The organism is Gynurincola endophyticus (assembly GCF_003991195.1).
Lineage (GTDB): Bacteria > Bacteroidota > Bacteroidia > Chitinophagales > Chitinophagaceae > Gynurincola > Gynurincola endophyticus.
Genome location: NZ_RCWL01000009.1, coordinates 1 through 21326 on the forward strand (window position 1 = coordinate 1; position 21326 = coordinate 21326).

Annotated in this window: 17 protein-coding genes; 14 read left to right on the top strand and 3 right to left on the bottom strand. The window is 39.0% G+C overall.

Going from position 1 to position 21326, the window contains the following annotated elements:
* From D9O48_RS18790 to D9O48_RS15210, 4 genes are all read left to right on the top strand, one after another.
* The coding region (locus D9O48_RS18790) for a hypothetical protein (protein ID WP_233589254.1) at nt 1-687 on the top strand (687 nt) is incomplete at its 5' end.
* On the top strand, nt 687-1241 hold the full coding sequence (locus tag D9O48_RS15200; protein ID WP_126973840.1) for a hypothetical protein: 555 nt from the start codon (nt 687-689) through the stop codon (nt 1239-1241). The genes D9O48_RS18790 and D9O48_RS15200, both read left to right, overlap by 1 nt.
* Nucleotides 1242-1328: 87 nt before the next feature.
* Entirely contained in the window at nt 1329-2144 is an 816-nt protein-coding gene (locus D9O48_RS15205) for an RHS repeat domain-containing protein (protein ID WP_126973841.1), read from the top strand.
* A gap of 6 nt (nt 2145-2150) precedes the next feature.
* A complete protein-coding gene (locus D9O48_RS15210; protein WP_126973842.1) occupies nt 2151-2906 on the top strand; it encodes a hypothetical protein in 756 nt (251 codons plus the stop codon).
* Nucleotides 2907-3234: 328 nt separating this feature from the next.
* On the opposite strand, the gene panB is transcribed toward D9O48_RS15210, so the two are convergent.
* Genes panB through ppk1 form a run of 3 tightly spaced genes read right to left on the bottom strand, consistent with a single transcriptional unit; the run spans nt 3235 to nt 7079 of the window.
* A complete protein-coding gene (gene panB / locus D9O48_RS15215) occupies nt 3235-4050 on the bottom strand; it encodes a 3-methyl-2-oxobutanoate hydroxymethyltransferase (protein ID WP_126973843.1) in 816 nt (271 codons plus the stop codon).
* A gap of 39 nt (nt 4051-4089) precedes the next feature.
* Nucleotides 4090-4980, bottom strand: coding sequence for a Ppx/GppA phosphatase family protein (locus D9O48_RS15220; protein WP_126973844.1), 891 nt, complete (start codon nt 4978-4980; stop codon nt 4090-4092).
* Nucleotides 4981-4982: 2 nt separating this feature from the next.
* Complete coding sequence (gene ppk1 / locus D9O48_RS15225) at nt 4983-7079, bottom strand: polyphosphate kinase 1 (RefSeq protein WP_126973845.1); 2097 nt, start codon at nt 7077-7079, stop codon at nt 4983-4985.
* Between the two features lie 296 nt (nt 7080-7375).
* On the opposite strand from ppk1, the gene D9O48_RS15230 reads away from it, so the two are divergent.
* The 10 genes from D9O48_RS15230 (at nt 7376) to D9O48_RS15275 (ending at nt 21322) form a co-directional block, all read left to right on the top strand.
* Nucleotides 7376-8218 (top strand): glycerophosphodiester phosphodiesterase, encoded by an 843-nt coding sequence (locus D9O48_RS15230; protein WP_126973846.1) that lies wholly within the window; start codon nt 7376-7378, stop codon nt 8216-8218.
* Nucleotides 8219-8349: 131 nt separating this feature from the next.
* Nucleotides 8350-9369 carry a LacI family DNA-binding transcriptional regulator gene (locus D9O48_RS15235; protein WP_126973847.1) on the top strand — a complete coding sequence of 340 codons (1020 nt, stop codon included), beginning with the start codon at nt 8350-8352 and terminating at the stop codon, nt 9367-9369.
* 38 nt (nt 9370-9407) lie between these two features.
* The gene (locus D9O48_RS15240; protein ID WP_199750596.1) at nt 9408-12680 is read left to right on the top strand and encodes a SusC/RagA family TonB-linked outer membrane protein; all 3273 of its coding nucleotides are present in this window, start codon (nt 9408-9410) and stop codon (nt 12678-12680) included.
* A gap of 19 nt (nt 12681-12699) precedes the next feature.
* Nucleotides 12700-14163 carry a RagB/SusD family nutrient uptake outer membrane protein gene (locus D9O48_RS15245; protein WP_126973848.1) on the top strand — a complete coding sequence of 488 codons (1464 nt, stop codon included), beginning with the start codon at nt 12700-12702 and terminating at the stop codon, nt 14161-14163.
* Nucleotides 14164-14182: 19 nt separating this feature from the next.
* On the top strand, nt 14183-15574 hold the full coding sequence (locus D9O48_RS15250) for an SUMF1/EgtB/PvdO family nonheme iron enzyme (RefSeq protein WP_126973849.1): 1392 nt from the start codon (nt 14183-14185) through the stop codon (nt 15572-15574).
* A 4-nt stretch (nt 15575-15578) separates the two neighbouring features.
* Entirely contained in the window at nt 15579-16364 is a 786-nt protein-coding gene (locus tag D9O48_RS15255; RefSeq protein ID WP_126973850.1) for a glycerophosphodiester phosphodiesterase, read from the top strand.
* Between the two features lie 22 nt (nt 16365-16386).
* On the top strand, nt 16387-17403 hold the full coding sequence (locus D9O48_RS15260; RefSeq protein WP_126973851.1) for a substrate-binding domain-containing protein: 1017 nt from the start codon (nt 16387-16389) through the stop codon (nt 17401-17403).
* Between the two features lie 10 nt (nt 17404-17413).
* Entirely contained in the window at nt 17414-18907 is a 1494-nt protein-coding gene (locus tag D9O48_RS15265; RefSeq protein ID WP_126973852.1) for a sugar ABC transporter ATP-binding protein, read from the top strand.
* A gap of 3 nt (nt 18908-18910) precedes the next feature.
* Nucleotides 18911-19840 (top strand): ABC transporter permease, encoded by a 930-nt coding sequence (locus D9O48_RS15270; RefSeq protein WP_126973853.1) that lies wholly within the window; start codon nt 18911-18913, stop codon nt 19838-19840.
* Nucleotides 19841-19843: 3 nt separating this feature from the next.
* Complete coding sequence (locus D9O48_RS15275; RefSeq protein WP_126973854.1) at nt 19844-21322, top strand: mannitol dehydrogenase family protein; 1479 nt, start codon at nt 19844-19846, stop codon at nt 21320-21322.
* The last annotated feature ends 4 nt before the right edge of the window (nt 21323-21326 follow it).

The following is a 21326-nucleotide window of genomic DNA, read 5'->3' on the forward strand; positions in this document are numbered from 1 at the left end:
AATTATGCATTCGATAATCCTATTCGCTTCATAGATCCGGACGGAATGATGCCATGGACAGACTATTATAATTTAAATGGACAAATGGTAAAGCATGTTGATGATGGTAGAGATGATAAGAAGATAGTATTAACCTTTAGTAAGAAACTTAAGCATGTTGATAAAGCTATTATTGAAGGATATGTTATAAATCATATTAGTAACGATGATCTTAATAAAATGGATGATATCTATGATTTTGCTTTAAAAGATAAAACATATACCGAGCAAGGATTCTTATTAGGGCAAAACGGAAAGAGTTCAAAAATAGTTACAGGTAAATCAGGTGGCGAAATGGACGAACACACTTGGCGTGAAGCCAGGGCTGATTTAAGATCAAAGGGAGATAAAGTTGCTTCTGATGTTCATTTGCATCCACTTTTATACAATAATAAGGGCGAAATAATTGAATCAGGATCTGCTGTACCTTCACCCACAGATCTTGATCCAAATTATAGCAGAGGTTATACTCAGCCATCTATTATATTAGGGTTTAATGAGTATCAAGAACAATTGTATCCAGGGCAAATAATAGGAGTGTCTAAGAAAAGATATGATAAAGTAATCGGTTTTTATAATACGCAAAAAACTATTCAACAGATTAATTACTTAGATTTTATAAAAGCGATCAAAAAAATTAATCAGTAATGAAAACTGTTCTAAAAATATTGTTTATAATATTTTTCTCATTAAATTTTACTTATTGTAGAATTTATTACGATCATCAAGGAAATATAGATGTTTATGATAACTTGAAGTTTAATTATAAAGTTGATTATAATGAATTTGAATATTTTGATAAGAATAGTATAGGTTTAACAGATAGGAAAATGTACAATACTTATTTTATTATCAAACTGCCTAAAAAAATAGTTAATTGGATTCGATATGGAAATAATTTTTGGTTTGAGTATGAATCTAAACAAATTATATATATATACAATGAATATAAACACATAGCAGAAAATTCTTATCATTGGAGGTTAATAGATGTAGAGGATGAGGATGAGATTGACTTGTATATGTTTTACTATTGGGTAAATAAAAGAAAATATGATCAAAAATATTTATATAAGAAAAATAACTTCAGAGTTACAAAACTATATACTAATGGCAAATATAAAATATTGTTATTTAATATAAAGAAGAAAAACTACCAATCTTTTTTAGACTATGCAAAAACTTTTGAAATTAAAGATTAAGTAAAAGGTTAGGTTTTTTTTAATAATATTTCTAAGGATCGTTGTTGTTCTTTTGGATTACTCATCCACAGTATCAGCAGCCGTGTGATGGGTAAAATAGCAAATGCATATTTATACAACGGTAAAGAATTACAACACAAAGAGTTTAGTAATGGTAGTGGATTAGAGTGGTATGATTATGGGGCAAGAATGTACGACCCGCAGATCGGTAGGTGGAATCAGGTGGATCCATTGGGAGATGATAAGAAGCAAATATATTCATCTCCTTATTCTTATGTGATAAATAATCCTGTAAAGTATACAGATCCTACAGGTAAAATATGGCAGGATCCGGAAGAAGCCAGACGGCTTATTCGATTGATTGAAAATAGAATTACTGATTTAAACAATGAGATTAGTAAAATAGATAGAAAAATAGCAGCAGGTAAATTGAGCACAAGAAGATTAGATAGATTAACCAATAGAAGAGAGGAAGCGAACGAGAAAAAAGATTTAATGAGCCTGTCTGTGAAGGATATCAATATCTTGAGTGAATCAAAAGAAACTTTTAAGTTGTTTAACTCACCCGATAGCGAAGGGTATAAAGGTGTCCGAAAAAACGAAAAAGGAGTGATTTTAATTGAAGGATCTACTGTGGCTGTTCAGTTACATGAAATCAGACATATTGGTCAGTCGATTGAAAGTGAAGGGATGATCTTTAATAAAGATAATAGACTTATACTTTCTGGAATATATAAGGAACAAGGTACGAAGAATGAAATAGAAGGATACAAAATTCAATTTGCCTATGATGGATCCTACCCAAATGGAGCCTCTACAATAAAACATATTAATCCAAATACATTATATGCTATCAGGGATCAGCATGGAAATCTGGTTTATAAGCATCTAATGCCAAAATAATCCTCCATGAAAACTATGTATTCAATAATCCTTTTCTCATTACTATTACCAGCCTGTTTGGTTAATAAAAATAATTTAGAAATAGCTGATATTTCCGGAACCTATTTTTTAAAAACGAATAATGTGTTTCAAGCCTTCAGTGAAAATAATTACAGTTATATTGACCTTAAAGAAGATGGACGTTATGAACTATATAGAGGAGAGCATAGATTATTACCAATAGAATATTGTGAATTAGCTTCTCAAGGTAAATGGAAAAGAAAAATGAATAATATTATAGAAATAGATAGTAAAGATAGTTTTTTGGAAAAAAAAGGATATCAATATGATGTAGTGCAAGTAAATAAGGAGTCTCCAGATAGTGTTTATTTTGAGATTAACTTACAAGATAATATAGATGATGTGACATTTAGACTGTATATTAATAGTAAGATGAATAGTCCAATTTTTTTTAATGGCGGTAGAGTTGTAATAGATAAACATGATATTTTAAACAAGTACTTTACTGAATTTAAACATAGAAATAATATTATTGATATTAGTATTAATGCTGACACAAGAGGGGCAAGAGTTTATAGAAGTAGAACATCTTTTTATATAACAGTCAAAGATTTGTATTTCTCGGAGTATAATTATTTTACAATTAATTTTCCACATTTTGACAGTTGCTTTTTCATGTTTGAACCATTTGAAAATGATTTTCTTCTTATAAACAAAAAAGGAGAACTGAATTGGTTAGGGGAAGTTTGGGTTAAGCAATAATCTAATTACCTGAATATTTATATACTTGATAAAAAACGGAAAGAGTTCAAAAATAGTTACAGGTAAATCAGGTGGAGAAATGGACGAACACCCCTCACTCGCGCCGGATTGTATCCGGTGTGAATAGAATAATACTTTTCAACTGAAAAAATCTGATCAGTTAATATTAACTGATCAGATTTTACCACTGATCATTTATTGGAAGCTTTAAATCTTCATCAGCGCAGATCTGCGCGATGAAGTTACTGAATTAAAGAACTTATCTGCATCTGCGTTATCTGCGTGATCAGTTGATTCGTTAATGGCTAAAAAGTGAACTCAGAATAGTTTAATACTGCTCAGACTCACTCGGAAAACTTCTCGCTTTTACATCACTCACATATTTTCCTACCGCACCTACTACCTGATCATGCAGGTCTAAATACTGACGTAAAAAACGAGGTTTAAAAGTATTGTTCAATCCTAACATGTCGTGCATTACCAATACCTGGCCGTCGCATTGATTACCCGCACCGATACCTATGGTCGGAATCAACAGGCTCTTCGATACCTCAGCAGCTAAAGTAGCCGGAATCTTTTCCAGTACCACAGCAAAACAACCGATTTCTTCTAATAGTTTAGCGTCAGACTTCAGCTTGTTCGCTTCAGCTTCTTCTTTAGCGCGTACACTGTAAGTACCGAATTTATAAATAGACTGAGGTGTTAACCCGAGGTGGCCCATTACAGGAATACCTGCATCAACAATTCTCTTAATAGATTCTGCTATTTCTGCACCACCTTCAATTTTTACGGCGTGGGCACCGGTTTCTTTCATAATCCGAATGGCACTGGCCAAGGCTTCTTTAGTATTACCCTGGTATGATCCGAACGGAAGGTCTACTACTACTAAAGCTTTTGAAACCCCTCTGATTACGGAAGCGGCGTGATAAATCATCTGGTCTAATGTAATGGGTAAAGTCGTTTCATGACCGGCCATTACGTTCGAGGCAGAATCACCTACCAGAATAGCATCAATTCCGGCCTCGTCAATTAACCGTGCAAATGAATAATCATAGGCTGTTAACATAGAGATCGGCGTACCCTCCTGCTTTAATTTTAGTAAAGTATGAGTAGTGACTCTTTTGATTTCTTTATTTACCGACATTGTAAGTAATTAAAATGAATAAACTATAGTGAAGCAAAATTAAGCTTTTGAATGTATCTGAGCATATAAATGTTGAATCAGCCCGTCTGCCAGACCGATCTTAGGTACATAAATTTCTTCTATATCAGCCCATTTCATCACTTGTGTATAAATTTGAAGAGCGGGAACAATCACGTCTGCACGGTCTTCCCTTAACTTGTACAAGCGGATCCGATCTTTCATAGATACTGCAGAAAGCTCTTTGTAGTAGTCGTTTAATAACTGACGGGGGAGTGGTTTTCCTTCTTTTCTTTTAGATAAAGAGAAGATTTTATTGATATTACCACCGGAGCCGATCGCAATCGTTCCTTTGGTTTTGTAGAATTTTGTAATCCGGTTCACATACGATTCCATCTCATTCCACAAGGAGTCTTCCACCTGATTTTTTAATAACCGGATTGTACCGATATTAAAGGAACGCTGAAACTTCAGTTCGCCCTGCGCAAAATAAGTTAACTCGGTACTACCTCCGCCTACATCAATATACAAATAACCCAACTCATTATTCATGTATTCCGCAATATGGTTTTCATAAATAAGTGTGGCTTCCGTATCACCCGAAATAATCTCAATCTGTATATTGGCTTCGCGGTGAATCGCTTCTATGATTTCTGGTGAATTTTTAGCATCGCGCATAGCCGAAGTTGCAGCTGCAGTAACATGCTCCACCTGATATGCATCGAGTAGATTTCTGTAGGCCTTCATGGTCGATAAGATCATTGACCTTCTGATCTCACTGATTTCCCCCTTTTCAAATACATCAAATCCTAAACGTAAAGGAACCCTTACCAGATTTAATTTTTGAAACTGAGGCATACCCATTTCTTCCTGAACTTCCACAATCAATAATCTGGCCGCATTACTCCCAATGTCTATTGCTGCTAAACGCATAGTTATAACGATCGAATCACTTTATCTGCTGGTAATGGAATTGTTTTCTTCTGTTGAAGGTACTGATAAATTTCGACTTGCGAACGGATCGCATTGCTTTTGTCGGCAGCTACATATTCATTACTAAGCTCATTATCCAGTATTCTCGCCTTAACATTGTCTTGCAACTGAATATTCAGGATGTTTTTGAGTACCTTTTTGATATCAGGGTCGTTGACCGGACAAGTAATTTCTACCCTATGGTCAAGGTTTCTGACCATCCAGTCGGCCGAAGAAATATAGATCTGATGTTTACCGCCATGATGGAAGTAAAATACTCTGGCATGCTCCAGGTATTCATCAACTATACTAATAGCCTGAATCGGATATTTAAATTTCGGGTTTTCAGAATACATACAGAAAATACCGCGCACAATCAACTTCAGGTGTACGCCAGCTTTTGCCGCTTCCTCCAGTTTGGTAATCAGTTGCTCGTCTGATAAAGAGTTTACCTTGATAATAATCGATGCGGCTTTACCGGCTTTTGCCGCCTTGATTTCCTGGTTAATATGTTTTACCAGTACCGTACGAAGTTTAGTAGGGCAAGGTACCAGTGTAGAACAAGACTGCAGATGTTTTAATCCTGTTTTCGGATTTTCAAGATATTTAAAAACAGCATCCACATCAGTCATTATTTTTTTATTCGCTGTTAATAAACAATGGTCGCCGTAAATATTAGAAGTTTTTTCATTGAAGTTACCGGTACTTACAAAACCATAACTCACAAACTGACGATTGTGCTTACGCTTGATGATACATAATTTGGCATGTACTTTTTGATTCGGAATAATCGGTATCACCGTGATGCCTTCTTCTTCGAGTCTTTCTTTCCATTCTAAATTTGCTTCCTCATCAAAACGTGCGCGCAACTCTAACATCACACTCACTGATTTACCATTACGGGCTGCATTGATCAGTGCATTGATCACCTTTGAGCTGGATGCTAACCGGTAGGCCGTCATTTTAATCGACGTTACATTCGGGTCAAAAGCAGCTTCGCGTAATAAATCAATCACTGAGTTGAAAGAGTTATAAGGAAAATTCAACAGAATGTCGCGTTGAAAGATCACATCGGTAACCCGCAACGAACTTTTCAGATAGGGGTGAACAAAAGGTTTTTTACGTTCCCCTTTTTTGGGAAACACATCCGGAAAATCCATAAAATGTCTGAAGTTGTGAATCCTTCCTCCCGGAATGACACTCTCGTTACGGTTGATCTTTAATTTTCTTAAAAGAAAATCAAGCAAACCGTCGTCGATGTCTTTATCATAGGCAAACCGAACAGGCTTCCCTTTACGGCGATTCTTTAATCCCTTTTCGATTTTTTGAACAATGGTCGTAGACAGGTCATTGTCCATATCAATTTCTGCATCTTTCGTTACTTTAAATACCCACGACTGATATTTATCGTATCCGAAATACGAGAAAATACTTTTTAAATTATAACGGATAATATCTTCCAGAAGAATAATGTTATGGTGGCCGGGTGTATTCGGTAATTTTACAAAACGGCCAACAATTTTCGAAGGAACTTCAATCACTGCATACTTCCTTTTTTGAGTGGCATTTCTGCTCGTCATCAATACGCCCAGGTATAAAGACTTGTCTCGGATATAAGGAAGTTCTTCAAGATCTTCAATCATCAGCGGAATAATATTCGAACGTACTTCCTCCTCAAAAAAGTTTATCACAAACTTTTGCTGATCCCTGTTGAGTTGCTTTTCAGTTAATAAGTGAATATGATTGCGGTTCAATTCGTTTTTTAATTGTTCCCAAACTTTGTTAAATTGAATTTGTTGCTGAATTGAAACCTGTTGAATCTGATCAAGAATAGATTTAGGATCATATTCAAGGTGCATGTTTTTAATCTTACTGCCCATCTCCACCATTCTGTTTAAAGTGGCCACACGCACTCTGAAAAATTCATCCAGATTGTTAGAGAAAATACCCAGAAATCGAATTCTTTCTTTTAGCGGTACAGAGGTGTCTTTTGCTTCCTGTAAAACCCTTTCATTAAACGAAAGCCAGCTCAGGTCTCTCGGAATAATCGATTTCTTCATATGTTCTTCATGTTAAGTCTTGAAATTAAGTAATTTATATATAGGTAAATAGTATTGAGTTGTTAAATTCCAATGAATTTCTGAGAAACGGAAGAAGCAGAAAAAAATTGAAAAAAAAGTTTGAATTTTAAAAAAATAAAGTAGCTTTAACCTGAAATCTATTATTAAACAGTATTTGTTTAATCGTTTAAATAAGATTGCTACGATTGATTATGAAATTGTTATGAATTGAATTAATATTGAATATATACTTTTATTGATTCAACTTTGTAACCCGAACCAAAACAATTCGCTATATGAAAAAGCTCTGCTCCTTCATCCTGATCCTGAGTTTGCTGGCCTGTTCTAAAGGTGGAGATTCTCCCGAACCTCCCGTTGTAGGCCCTCCGGAACCAACTCCGCAAACACCCAACAACAGGGTAGTTGCACATCGTGGTGCCTGGAAGGAATTCGGCTTTCCCTATAACTCAATGGCTGCGTTTAAAAAAGCTATTGAAATCGGAGTATTTGCTTCTGAATGCGACGTACAACTTACAAAAGATAAAAAAGTGATTGTTTATCACGACGAAACCATCGGTGGTAAATATTTTAAAGATGTGAACTATTCCGAGATTCAAAACCTCACCCTTGCCAATGGCGAAAAACTACCCACACTCGAATCTTTCTTAGACGAATTACTGAAACATAAAACCACTTTATTGTGGATTGACATCAAATCTCTAACCGATAATGCCGGCGGTAATAGCTGGGGAGTAGAATGCGCAAAAGCCGTAGCAGCTACTGTTGCTCAAAAAAATGCAGCATCTTTTGTACGTGCTATAGTAGGGCGTAAAGAAGTGTTGGATGCAAGTATTGCCGCTTCTAAAGGTACTTACGAGCATGGATACATGAATATCGACTGGACGCCCACTCAATTCACCAACGCAGGATATAACTGGGCAAACTTTACTTATACCAAATACTATACAAACGCAAATACACATAATGCCGCGTTGATACAGCAATATAAAAATGCAGGACTCAAATTAAGTGTGTACACGGTAGATGATGCAGTAGCAATGGATTGGTTTATTGCACAAACGGATATATTTGCGATCACTTCTAATAACCCGTTTGCACTTTTACAAAAGCTTAAATAATACAGGGTTAATCGTTTGGTAATAGTATGATCATATTGCCGTCGTAATCTTGCAACGATTTTATTATTCAGATTATTTGATTAAGTTATTTTTTACGGATATTTGTTTAAACGATTAAACAAACCTATTTTATGAGAAAGAAAACATCAATGAAAGATATTGCAGCTCAGCTCGGTGTTTCCACCGCATTGGTGTCGTACGTTCTGAACGACAAATATCCTGATCGCATTAATGCCCATACGGCGCAGAAAATTCGTGACCTGGCTGCTGAGCTGCAATACCAGCCGAACCAGATCGCGAAAAGCTTAAAAAACGCAAAAACATTTACCATCGGGTTGATTATAGCCGATATCTCGAACTTATTCTACTCAAGCATCGCACGTGTGATTGAAGATGAAGCTAAACTGCATCAATACAATGTGATTTTCGGTAGCGCTGATGAAAATCTTACCAAGTTCGAAGAGTTGCTGAAAGTTTTTGTAAGCCGGCAGGTTGATGGAATTATCCTCGCCTCCCCGGAAGGTTCTGAGTCTTGTTTTCAGTTTCTCACCGAAAGAAATATTCCTTTTGTGGTGATTGACCGTTTTTATCCGAATCATAAAGACGTGAATGCTGTTTTCATTGACAACTATAAAGCTTCCTTTGAAGCCATTGAACACCTTTCACAACAAGGATTTAAAAATACCGCACTTGTTACACTCGCTTCCAAACTCCACCACTTACAACTCCGTACAAAAGGTTTTGAAGATGGAGCGAAGCAATTTCAAAATAATATTTGTCCTACCATCCTGGAAATACCCGAAGATATTTTAAGTGAAGAAGTAGAAAAACGGATACTTCAATTGCTGAAGAACCGGAATGATATAGACTCTGTTTATTTCACCACGAACAAAATTGCCATTGAAGGATTAGCGGTTTTAGCTAAATATAAAATTGCCGTACCGCACGACGTGGGCGTGATTTGTTTCGATGAAGCGGATGCTTATAAAATCTTCAATACATCCATTACCTATATAAAACAACCCCTGAGGCAGATCGGACATGAAGTTGTTGAGCTATTGATGTCATTAATGAATGGCAATAAGTTGAACAAACATATAATGTTAGATACGACACTCGTGGAAGGCAACTCCTCCAAAATGTTTTGCTGATACGGTACGTAGCTAGCCCCAAACTTTTATTCATCAACATGAAAGCGAAAAAGTTAAAAACTCGGACGGCAGCTCCACTAAGTGGAATGTTATTAATGTTATTGCTGAATGGAGAGGCTTCAGCCAATAACGACTACCGGTACAAAATGAACCCGGCAGCCAACCTAACCACACACGGTTTTGCAAATTGGTTGCAAGACAAAAAACTATCAGGAAAAGTAAAAGATGCAGCAGGTGAACCTATATCAGGGGCTACTGTATTCTTTAAAAGCGACCCCAAAAAAGTGTATCAGACCGATACAAACGGGGTGTTCTCTGTTCCGTTTACCAAAGACGGTGATGTACTGGTCATTACCAGTGTAGGAACAAAATCACAAGAGCTCGTAATCAGCGGTGAGCAGCTTTTCATGGATATTTTCATGGAAGCTAAGGCTGCCGACCTGGATGAAGTAGTGGTGGTTGGATATGGTACGCAGCTAAAAAGAAAAGTAACCGCTGCCGTTGGAAAAGTAGAAGGAAAATCATTAGAAAGCTTGCCAATTAACTCTTTGGGCGACGGGTTAAAAGGAAAGGTAGCCGGTATGAATGTATACACTACCGATCAGCAACCCGGTGAAAACCCCAGCTTCCGTATTCGTGGTGGTTCTTCTATTAACCAGACCAATGCGCCCATTGTTGTAGTTGACGGTGTGGTGCGTGATTTAAGCGGTATCAACCCGAATGATATCGAATCAATTGAAGTATTGAAAGATGCGGCTTCTGCTGCTATTTACGGAGCCCGCGCCTCCAATGGTATCGTAATGGTGACTACAAAACGGGGCGTTTCTAAAAAACCTCAGATTTTGTTTGAATCATCTGCAGCACATCAGTCTCCTGCACAATTGTTCGACCTGATGAATGCAGAAGATTATTTAAGATATATGCGCCCGGCTATTGCTGAAGGTAAATATCCCCAACGCAACTTCCAGAACGGATTCTCTACCAGCTCTGCTAATACAGACGCTTCTATGTGGAGTACCAGATACCTTCAACCCGGTGAAACCGTACCGGCAGGATGGAAGTCTATGCCGGATCCTCTCGACCCTGCAAAAATTTTAGTATTCGAAGACAATGATTTCCAAAAACGTTTTTTTGATAACTCTACCTGGACAAACCATTATGTTGGTATCAACGGTGCCAGCGATGTGGTAAAATATAACGCTTCTGCCGGTTATACCAATGACGGCGGTATCGGTATCGGAACCAGCTATGAAAGATTCACCATGAGAGGTAATATGGATATTAAAATTACCGATCGGCTGAATTTTATGACCAGTTACGATTATGCACACACTGAATTGGAAGATTACCCGGGAAATAAAAGAAACTCTGTACAAAGAGGACTTTCAACACCTTTTACTCACCGGCTTTATAACGTGGCTACCGGCTTACCGGAAAAAGGATACAACGGATCTACTCCGACACCTGACTGGTATGAGTATTATTATGACAGAAGTCAGACGACCAAACGAAATACGATTTCAGCGAGACTGAATTATCAGCTGAATAAAAAATTGTCGTTTACCGGTATGTTGACGAATTTCAACCGCCATACCCGCGGATACAATTTCCAGAAGGCCAATGAATATGTAGGACTACGCGAAACCAATGAGTCGTTTTCAGAGTTGAATCGATTAAACCTGCAGGCATTTGCCAATTATAAAAATAAATGGGGCAACCACAATTTCGAAGCCGTGATCGGTACCGAATATATGAAAGACAGAAACAATGCTTTTGCGGCTTCTGTTACCGGTGCTGCATCTGACAAAGTACCTACCTTAACAGCCGGCGCTATCCCGGGTATGCCGACGTCAGGAAGAACCAGCGAAGTACTGATTTCTTATTTCACACGTCTGAACTATGACTACAAAGACCGTTATCTGCTCAGCTTTACCATGCGTGCAGACGGGTCTTCAAAGTTCCTGGGTGATAATGTATGGGGCTATTTCCCCGCCGCATCGGCAGGATATATCATTTCTGAAGAAGACTGGTGGAAGAATGCTGACTTCAGTAATGTTGTTAACAGCTTCAAGCTGAGAACTTCTTATGGTTTAACCGGTAATAATTCTATCGCACTTTTTGATGCCCAGGGTAATTATTCTACTTCAGGACGGTATAACGGTGCATCGGCAATTATTACCTCCACCATGCCAAATCCAACCCTGAGATGGGAAACCACCCAACAGTTAGATATTGGTTTTGACGCAGGGTTATTCAATAACAGAATCAACTTCGGGGTAGATTATTTTAATAAAATCACCAATGATTTATTATTCAATCAACCTTTACCAAATACGTCAGGGTATTCTACTGTAATGATGAATATCGGTAAAGTAAAATACTACGGGTTAGAATTCCATATTTCATCAACCAATATTGCTACTAAAAACTTTACCTGGACGACCAACTTCAATTATGGTTATGTAATGAACCAGGTATTGAAACTTCCTGAAAACGGAAGAGATAAAAACCGTATCGGTGGTGTGGCACTGGCAGATGGAACTGCTTTTGGCGGTATTGCCGAAGGAGAAAGATTATTCCGTATTTACGGTTATGTAGTGGATAGAATTTTAGAAACACCTGCACAGGCAGCAGGAGCTATGTATGATGCACAATCGAATGGATTCAGCAATACAGACGGATTGTCAATTACCGGCCGTAAAAACGTAGGTGATTACGAATGGGTGAACAGACCGGGTTCTTCTTTGAGAAACGGCGAAGACCAGATCAATGCAGAAGACCAGTTTTTGTTGGGCTATACTATGCCGCATACAACCGGGGGTATTACCAACAACTTCCAGTATAAAAACTGGACACTGAACGTAGCAATGGATTTTGCACTCGGACATACCGTGCAAAATTACCTGCAGGAACGTTACTTTATGGGAACCTTCAATTACAATTATAACCTCACCAATGAGGTAAAAAAAGCCTGGACCCAACCCGGCGATAATACACCTTATGCTAAATTCACTGCTAACGATGCTGATGACGGTAGCAGAAACTATTCAAGAGTGTCGAATGTTTTCAGTGAAAAAGGTGATTACCTGTGTTTAAGAGATGTTACACTGGCTTATCAGTTACCACAAGCGTTCTTAGCTAAATACAAGATTAAGAACGTAGTGGCTTATGTATCCGGCCAGAACCTTCATTACTTCACAAAAGTAACAGGAGTTGCTCCTGAAATGGGTACCGGTTCTACTTATGATACCGACTATAACCCATATCCTGCTTCAAGAAGAGTAGCATTAGGTTTAAAAGTGACTTTATAATTTATTAATTGAAAGTATTATGAAACTGAAATATATAATTCCGGTAATAGTTGGCTTATCACTGGTTGCTTGTCATAAAGATTTAGACATTCCGCAAAATAGCCAGCTGGTTTCAAAAGATATGTGGAAAGATGAAGCGGATGCTGTGGCTGCTGTAAGGGGGGCACATAGTTTAATGCGTACTGCTTTTAGTCAGGGGCTGGTATACTGGGGCGAATACAGAACCGGTTTATGGGGGCCTGGTAACCACGGTGGTTTAACTCAGGCAGAAAGAGATCAGGTGTATCAAAGCTCTATGAACTCAACCCACACACGTGCAGATTGGGAACAATTGTACAGAACCATCAATATGGCGAATCTTATTTTGAAGTATACGCCTGATATTAATTTTGTATCTGCCGCTACTCAAAACGAAATGATGGCAAATGCCTATTTCATCAGAGCAAATTGTTATTACTGGATTGCCCGTATCTGGGGAGATGCTCCTTTAGTTTTAGAAGGTACCGAATCACCCACTCAAAACCTGTTTCCTTCCCGTGCACCTGTGGCACAGGTACTGGCACAGGTAGAAAGTGATATTCAGGCAGGAATTGAAACCATGCCCGCCAATATTACCAGCAGAAAGCAGGCATCCCTGGCTTCTTTAAATATGCTGAAAGCCGATTATTCTCTTTGGATGTATAAAGTTCGCAACGCCGGCCAAAACTATCTGACCGCTGCTGAAACTGCCGTTACTGCGGTTAAATCATACGGCCACCTGGCTTTAAGTGCCAGTTATGCAAACGTTTTTAACGTGGCTACCGAAAGTGGTACTGAAATCATTTATGCCTGGAACTATCAGCAGGAAGAATATACCGGTGGTTATCCGGCCGATTACCAGTTCAACTCTGCTACTGTAACTGCTGCCTATCATTTCAATCCGGTAGTAGTAGGAACAGGACAACAATGGACTTTCTATACCAACGCTTATGGAAATATTCTGAAAGAGGTTCCGGCAGATACCAGACTGCTCACCAACTATCAGACCTTCCACGATCCTCAGATGAATCAAACCTTCAACTTTACCAATAAATACAAAGGTTCGTGGATCAATAACACACTGGTGCTGGATGCCGATATCATTCTCTACCGTCTAGCAGATGCTTATATGTTCGATGCTGAAATCAAATTGTATAATGATGATATCCCCGGAGCTATACAAGCCGTTAATCTGGTGGTAAAAAGAGCGTACGGAACAGATAATTATTACTCTTTGTCGCAAACTCCGGCAGACGCTAAAGCAATTATTGTAAAAGAAAGACTGAAAGAATTTCCTGCTGAAGGTAAGTTATGGTGGGACCTTATCCGCCTGGATGCTGTATTTGATTACAACACACATCTGGCTGCAAAACAAGGACAACCCAATATTCTTTTATGGCCTTTAAGTAATAATTCGATTAATGATAACCCGAACTTAGGTGGACAAACACCGGGCTGGAATTAATCTCTAAACTATAGATACAATGAAAAATATTCTATTATATACATGTACGTTTGCAGCATTGCTCACAGGTATGGTAGCTTGTGATAAAATTGCAGCAACTGATGATGTACCACATACTCAAAGCGCACGTTTAACCGTACAGGACACACTGGTAAAAGTACCGGCAACAGCAGGAGTGGCTTCGAATATCGTAGTCGTTTCAGGTGATAACAAAAACTGGAATGTTACCAGTAATGATTCATGGATCAAAGTTTCAAAAGGACAAACGAATACCAATGGTGTAACCGAATCTACAGTAGAAATTGCTGTTGAAGCAAATACTTATTATTCACGCTATGGATCTGTAACATTAACACTGGAAGGATCATCTGCATCCAGAACTTTCAGAGTATTACAGGAATCGGCATTGGGTGACCCTTATATTACTATTGGTGATAATAATCAACTCAATATCAGAGCAGCTCAATTAGACACTGCATTGACTGTTTCAACCAATCAATCAGTATATGAGGTAAACACCGAAGCTTCATGGATTACTTTTACTAAAACAGCGAATCAGTTAACTGTTCATATTGCAGAAAATGAAGGACTGGTATCAAGAGTTGATTCTTTTACAGTGGTAGCAGGTACAACACCGCATATAGCAACTACCAAAATTGTTATTCGTCAGGCTAAACCCGACTCTGAAGATGAAATTACCATCAACGGAATTGAATTTGTGCGGGTGAAAGCAGGCAGCTTCTTTATGGGGGCACAAAATACCAATGCCGGCGGAACCAACTACTACAGCGCAGCTGCAGCTAATCAGATGCCGGTACACAAAGTAAATATTACCAAAGATTTTTATATCGGAAAATATGAACTTACCCAGGCCCAATATCAGGCTGTAATCGGGTCTAACCCTTCTTCTACCAAAGGGCTCAACAATCCGGTAGAAATGGTTGACTATAACGAGGCCGTAAACTTTACCAGTCTGTTATCGCAACAGGTGGGCGTTACTTTCCGTTTACCAACAGAAGCCGAATGGGAATATGCCGCAAGAGGTGGTAGTGCATCACATCAGTTCATCTATTCAGGTTCAAATAATCCGCTGGAAGTGGCCTATCACTTTACTACAGGCGGAACAGAACGCGCTGATGAAATTACCAAACCCGTTGGTTCTTATTTACCAAACTCTTTGGGTATTTATGATATGAGCGGAAACGTTTATGAGTGGTGTTTGGATAAACAGGTTAGTTACACTGCTGCCGAAAAAACCGATCCGGTTGGAACAACCGGTAACAACATTCTTCGCGGCGGCAGTTGGTACCACAATGCAGCTTCACAGGCAGTGAGTTACCGTGGTAGCAATTCAGCCGACTTTAAAAGAGCTTATTTAGGTTTCCGCATTATTTACGTTCCCGAACAATAGTATCATGATGAAAAAAATGATTTTTATTAGCCTCGTTTTATTGAGCGGCCTCCAACTGTCTGCTCAAATGGGTTGGAATGGAGTAGTAGCCCATCGAGGAGGTATTTATAACGATCCGGCTATTCCTGAAAATTCTATTGCGGCGCTGAAAAAATCAATCGAACTGGGATGTTATGCTGCAGAAATTGATGTACACCTCACCAAAGACCTCGTGCCTGTCGTTTTTCATGACCATGAATACAATGGTATGCACGTTGAAAAAGTTACTTATAATGATTTAAAAGGAATCAGGCTCTCCAACGGAGAGCCGATTCCTACTTTAGACCAGTATCTTAAAGTCGTAATGAACGATCCGAAAATCAGGTTATGGATAGATCTCAAACGCTCACAACTCGAACCTGAACGAAACGTTCTGCTGGCTCAATATGTAGCACAGGTAATACAACAAAACTTTGCAGAAAAAAGAGCTGAAATCATTGCACCAATGTTTGACGCTATGATAAGAATAAAACAAATTGCTCCGCAGGTAAAGTTATATTACATTGGAGTAGATAAAACACCCGGAACGCTTAGGAATCTGGGGTTCGATGGTGTTAATCTCAGCTATAAACGGTTCGATAAAGAATACAGTATCACAGAAACAATCGCTGCCGGATTATACGTCGGAGCATATGTGATAGATGACCCCGTTGAAATGGAAAAACAAATTAAAAATGGGGTTCATTTTATTACTACCAATAAACCTGAAGTGCTGATTCAGGTGATTGAAAAATTAAAGAAAAAACTTTAACTCTCTTATAAATTGAAGCTGAATGAGGAATCTGTTGTTTTATGTTTGGATAAGCCTTGGTTTCTTCGCAGGATGTATTCCGCCCGGCGAAAAAAATAAATCGGCTGCAAAAGCCAATACTGAAGTAGGTTATGCTTCTGTAAAAGATCTGTCGACTGTTAAAGTCGGCTATTGTACTCCGTCATTAGATGCTTCTTTCTATGTTGCTTTGGAAAATGCAGTTAAAAATACTGTTCTGGCTTATGGAATGCAATATCTTACTACTGACGGACAAGCTGATATTGCCAAACAGGTCATAGCTGTGGAAGATCTGCTCGCAAAAGGAATTGATGTGCTCATTCTGAACCCGATTGACCCACAGGCATTGACTCCCATCGTAAAAATGGCACGCGAACAGGGTGTGGCAGTTTTTGTGGTAGATAGTTATATTGAAGAAGAGGCGCCATATATTTCTGCTGTAGTGGCAGATAATCAGATGAATGGTGAACTGTTAGGAGCCTGGATTATTAAAAATATTAAAACCGATCTGAATATCGCTGTTATCAGCGGTAATCAGGGTAACCCGGTAGGTAGAGAAAAACGATTGGGTTTTATTCGCGGACTGGCAGATACCCAGTTACACGGTTCCGGTAAAGTCAATTTCAAAATAGTAGCACAAGGTTGGGGCGGCTGGACGAATAATGGCGGCTTAAAAGCAATGGAAGATATTCTGGTAGCACATCCATACATTAATGTGCTCTTTGCAGAAAATGATGCCATGGCAATGGGGGCACTCAAAGCCATCAGAGAAATGAATTTGCAAAGTAAGATTACCATTGTAGGATTTGACGGACAAAAAGATGCTTATGAGTTACTCAACAATGGTCAGTATGGCGCTACTGCACAAAACAGTCCTGCTATATTGGGTAAAACTGTTGTTGAAACTGTTGCCAGGTATTTAAATGGCGAGGAAAATATCAAACGCATCACTTACACACCGTCGGTTTTGGTAGAACGCAGTAACGTTGCTCAGTTCTACGATCCTAATTCATTATTCTAAACCACCTGCTATGATTGAAATTAATGGTGTTGCAAAAGCATTCGGAGGTGTAAAAGCACTCAGAAATGTGAACCTGCAAATAAAAGCCGGTGAAATTCATGCACTGCTGGGTGAAAATGGTGCCGGTAAGTCTACCCTTATGAAAATCCTTTCAGGAGCGCTCGAAAGAGATAACGGAACCATCCATATTGATGGAGAACCCGTTCATTATAAAACCACACAAGGTGCCCGTGAAAAAGGTATAGGGATGATTTATCAGGAGTTTTCACTGGTTCCTGCACTTACTGTAGCAGAAAATATATTTCTGCACCAATTAAAAAAGAAAACCCTTATTAACTATAAACAGCTTCAGCAAGATGCTGCAAAGATTATTCACGACATCGGGTTTAACCTGGATGTCAGAAAACCTGTATATCAGCTAAGCGTAGCGCAACAACAGGTAGTGGAAATTGCAAAAGCATTGACTGCTGACGTAAAAGTTTTAATCCTCGACGAACCATCAGCGGTGTTAGGGCCTGCCGAAATTGTTCATCTTTTTGCCACACTTCGAAAATTAAGAGACAGAGGTGTTGCCCTCATTTATATTTCGCATCACCTGGAAGAATTATTTGAATTGTGCGACCGTGTTACTATTCTGAAAGACGGCCGCTCCGGTGAAACCTTTAATATTGCCGGTACTTCCCGCGATCAGCTGGTGGCTGCTATGTTAGGACGCAGCCTGAATACCATGTTTCCCGATAGAAACCATATTACTCATCCCGAAAATGCATTGAATTATCAATTTGATAATATCAGCCTCTTCCAAAAAACACCGGTGAACTTTAATTTAAAAGCAGGTGAGATTTTAGGTATTGGCGGATTGGTGGGCAGTGGCCGAACCGAATTGCTCCGGACTATTTTCGGAGCTGATAGTCAGTCGAAGAAAAGCGTAATCGCCGGATCTGAAAAATTAACCTTGAAGAATCCGAAGATTTCCATTCTGGAAGGTTTCGGAATGGTACCCGAAGACCGAAAAAAACACGGTGGTTTATTGTCACTGTCGATCAGAGAAAATATCAGTCTGGCAAATCTTCACCAGATTGCCAATAAATTCGGATTCATAGATGCCGGCCGCGAACGATCAGTGGTCAATGAACTGGTAAACCGGTTACAGATTAAACTCGGTTCGGTCAACGATCCGCTTTCTTCTTTAAGCGGCGGAAATCAGCAAAAAGTAATTTTGGCAAAATGGTTAAATATTAATGCCAATGTATTGCTGATTGATGAACCAACCAGAGGGGTTGATGTAGGGGCCAGAGCAGAAATTTATCAGATTATTCATGAACTGGCTTCAGAAGGTCTGGCTATCATAATGGTTTCTTCTGATTGGGAAGAATTAATGGGATTGTCTGACCGGATTCTGGTAATGCGCGAAGGGCAGATAACCATTGATCTTCCCCGCAAAGATTTTGAAGAAGAAACCCTTATCCGTTACGCTATCGGCGCTCACCAAACAAACGCTTAGAAAATGACTACTATTAAACAAAAATTTATAGAATATAATACACTGATCATTTTTATAGGAATGATCATACTTTCAGCCTGTTTGTCAAACTCTTTCTTCACTGCTAATAATCTTTCCAACCTGCTACGGCAGGTGGCTCCGGTAGGTATCATCAGCTTTGGTATGCTGCTGGTTATATTAACCGGCGGAATTGATTTATCAGTGGGATCTATTGTTGCGGCAATGGGGGTGGGGTTTGCTTTATTGTCTTATGAAATATACTTTCCCTGGGCTTTTTTACTTACACTCGTGATCAGTGCCGGCATCGGAATGCTCTCAGGTTACCTGATCGCCTATCAGAAAATTGCCCCGTTCATCGCAACACTGGCTTTGATGACAATCGTGCGCGGACTTGGTTATCTTTTTTCTAAAGGAGCACCCGTTAATATCGGTCACCATTCAGCTGCATTACTCAATCTCGGCGCAGGAGATATCTTCGGAATTCCTTATGCAGGTATAATTCTGTTAGTGATTTTCGCACTGATGTTTGTTGTACTCAAATACAATGTATTCGGCAGAATTGTAATGGCCATCGGAAGTAATGAAGAGGCAGTACGCTTATCAGGTATCAATGTCAGCAAATACAAGTTTTTTGTTTACGTGATTATCGGCTTGCTTTCAGGCCTGGCAGCTTTACTGATGGTTTCACGTACCGGCGTCGGCTCACCGAATATCGGTATCGGAATGGAACTGGATGTGATTGCTGCTGTGGTGATTGGCGGGGCCAGTTTATCAGGAGGAAAAGGTTCGATCGTAAATACGCTGTTAGGAGTATTAATTCTCGGAATGATCGGAAATGTGATGAACCTGCTCGATATCACCTCCTACCTGCAACAGGTAATTAAAGGAGTGATTATCCTGCTGGCAGTAGTTTTTCAACGATATCAAAAATAATTTATGATGACAGTGCTGAACAGAAAAGTTGCAGAACAGAAAAAAGCTTGTATCAATAATGCTACTCAAAACGGAATTGTTCATTTTGGTGTGGGAGGATTTCACCGCTCGCACCAGGCATATGCAATTCAATTATTAATAGAACAATTTCCGGAACTGACAGGTCAATGGAGTATCTGCGGTGTCGGAATTATGCCAAATGATAAAATATTAATCGATTTTATCAGAAAACAGGATCATCTGTATGCTCTGAAAATGAGCGATCACCTCGGCAACGAGCAGGTGAAAATCATCAGCTCTGTTAATGAAGTATTGTTTGGTCCTGAAAACCCACAGGCGGTGATTGAAAAAATAGCTTCCGCTACTTCAAAAATCGTCAGCTTTACCATTACGGAAGGAGGTTACAATATTAACGAAACTACAGGTGAATTCAATTTGCTGCATCCTTCTATTCAGGCCGACCTCAATAAAAACAATGCCCCGGTCACCGTATTCGGTTATGTTGCCCGCGCTATTGCTCTGCGAAAAGAACGGAATCTGCCCCCGTTTACTTTGTTGTCGTGTGATAATGTGCAGGAGAACGGCGAAGTACTGGAAAAAGCAGTGATGAGCTTTTTAAAAGCCTATGATTCAGAATTGGTATCCTATGCAAAAGAAAAAATTTCTTTTCCGAATAGTATGGTTGATAGAATTACACCGGTTACTACACCCGCAGACAGAGATCAGTTTGAAATTACGCACGGGTATCGTGATGAAGCCCTGGTGGTCAGCGAACAGTTTTTTCAATGGGTGATTGAACGCAAAGTACCCGGCGATTTTCCTCCGTTAGAGAAAGTTGGAGTAGAAGTGGTAGATGATGTTCGTCCTTACGAAAAAATGAAACTCCGTATTTTAAACGGCGGACACAGTCTAACCGGATTAATAGGAAAAGCATTGGGATATGAATATATCCACGATGCTGTGCTGGACGAAGATATTGCCGGAATTTTTCTTCAATACGATCTGCAGGAAGTAATTCCTTCATTAGAACCAATTAAAGGTACCGACTTTCGTAAATATTACGAACTGATCAGAGAAAGGTTTAGTAATCAAATGATTAACGATAGCACAAATCGTATTATCGGCCATTCTACCGCTAAAATTCCCAAGTTTGTTTTACCGGTTATTGAATATCAATTAGAACAAAAGAAAAGTTGCCGGTTCGCTGCTTTAATAATAGCTGCCTGGTGGTGGTATCTTGATCAGCACTATTCAAATAATAGTATAGATACGATCGACGACGATTACAAGCATGTTTGGAAAGAAAAATTTGATCGTGCGTCAGGAGATACCTTTACTGCATTTATTCAGAATGAAGAAGTATTCGGAAAACTCTCTTCAAATGTTGTTTTTGCAGACACATTACAACCACTGGTACGGCTCATTCAACAAGAAGGAATGCGGGCGGCCTGCTCTTTCACCTTAAAAAACTCAGCTGGATAGGATT

Excerpts from the sequence above, each read along its gene's own strand:
- D9O48_RS15200 (WP_126973840.1), top strand. The coding sequence starts at position 687 with ATGAAAACTGTTCTAAAAATATTGTTTATAATATTTTTCTCATTAAAT.
- D9O48_RS15205 (WP_126973841.1), top strand. The coding sequence starts at position 1,329 with ATGGGTAAAATAGCAAATGCATATTTATACAACGGTAAAGAATTACAA.
- D9O48_RS15210 (WP_126973842.1), top strand. The coding sequence starts at position 2,151 with ATGAAAACTATGTATTCAATAATCCTTTTCTCATTACTATTACCAGCC.
- panB (WP_126973843.1), bottom strand. The coding sequence starts at position 4,050 with ATGTCGGTAAATAAAGAAATCAAAAGAGTCACTACTCATACTTTACTA.
- D9O48_RS15220 (WP_126973844.1), bottom strand. The coding sequence starts at position 4,980 with ATGCGTTTAGCAGCAATAGACATTGGGAGTAATGCGGCCAGATTATTG.
- ppk1 (WP_126973845.1), bottom strand. The coding sequence starts at position 7,079 with ATGAAGAAATCGATTATTCCGAGAGACCTGAGCTGGCTTTCGTTTAAT.
- D9O48_RS15230 (WP_126973846.1), top strand. The coding sequence starts at position 7,376 with ATGAAAAAGCTCTGCTCCTTCATCCTGATCCTGAGTTTGCTGGCCTGT.
- D9O48_RS15235 (WP_126973847.1), top strand. The coding sequence starts at position 8,350 with ATGAGAAAGAAAACATCAATGAAAGATATTGCAGCTCAGCTCGGTGTT.
- D9O48_RS15240 (WP_199750596.1), top strand. The coding sequence starts at position 9,408 with ATGAAAGCGAAAAAGTTAAAAACTCGGACGGCAGCTCCACTAAGTGGA.
- D9O48_RS15245 (WP_126973848.1), top strand. The coding sequence starts at position 12,700 with ATGAAACTGAAATATATAATTCCGGTAATAGTTGGCTTATCACTGGTT.
- D9O48_RS15250 (WP_126973849.1), top strand. The coding sequence starts at position 14,183 with ATGAAAAATATTCTATTATATACATGTACGTTTGCAGCATTGCTCACA.
- D9O48_RS15255 (WP_126973850.1), top strand. The coding sequence starts at position 15,579 with ATGATGAAAAAAATGATTTTTATTAGCCTCGTTTTATTGAGCGGCCTC.
- D9O48_RS15260 (WP_126973851.1), top strand. The coding sequence starts at position 16,387 with ATGAGGAATCTGTTGTTTTATGTTTGGATAAGCCTTGGTTTCTTCGCA.
- D9O48_RS15265 (WP_126973852.1), top strand. The coding sequence starts at position 17,414 with ATGATTGAAATTAATGGTGTTGCAAAAGCATTCGGAGGTGTAAAAGCA.
- D9O48_RS15270 (WP_126973853.1), top strand. The coding sequence starts at position 18,911 with ATGACTACTATTAAACAAAAATTTATAGAATATAATACACTGATCATT.
- D9O48_RS15275 (WP_126973854.1), top strand. The coding sequence starts at position 19,844 with ATGATGACAGTGCTGAACAGAAAAGTTGCAGAACAGAAAAAAGCTTGT.